The sequence below is a fragment of the Lysinibacillus sp. RU7 genome (assembly GCF_057837305.1).
Map to the genome: position 1 here is coordinate 1 of NZ_JBYQFK010000234.1, position 248 is coordinate 248.

1 pseudogene is annotated in these 248 nt (G+C 47.6%); it reads left to right on the forward strand.

From position 1 onward, the window contains the following. Positions 1-47: 47 nt before the first annotated feature. Positions 48-248, forward strand: a pseudogene (locus AC3II9_RS22230) (sugar ABC transporter permease); the annotation flags it as partial.

Here is a 248-nt window from a genome sequence, read left to right on the forward strand (position 1 = left end):
GGCACGCGTGTAAACGGGAAAACTTTATTCCGACGGGAGGCAATCCAATGCTGGCCAAGCCGCTGAACCGGAGATTAAATCAGCGAATCAGAGACCACCTGAATGCGTATTTGTACATTTCGCCGTTCTTCATTCTTTTTGCCGTGTTCGGCGTATTCCCGATGTTCTTTACGGCGTGGGTTTCGCTGCACAAGTGGAATATCGTCGGCGCGAAAACGTTTATCGGATTGCAAAATTATAGATTCATT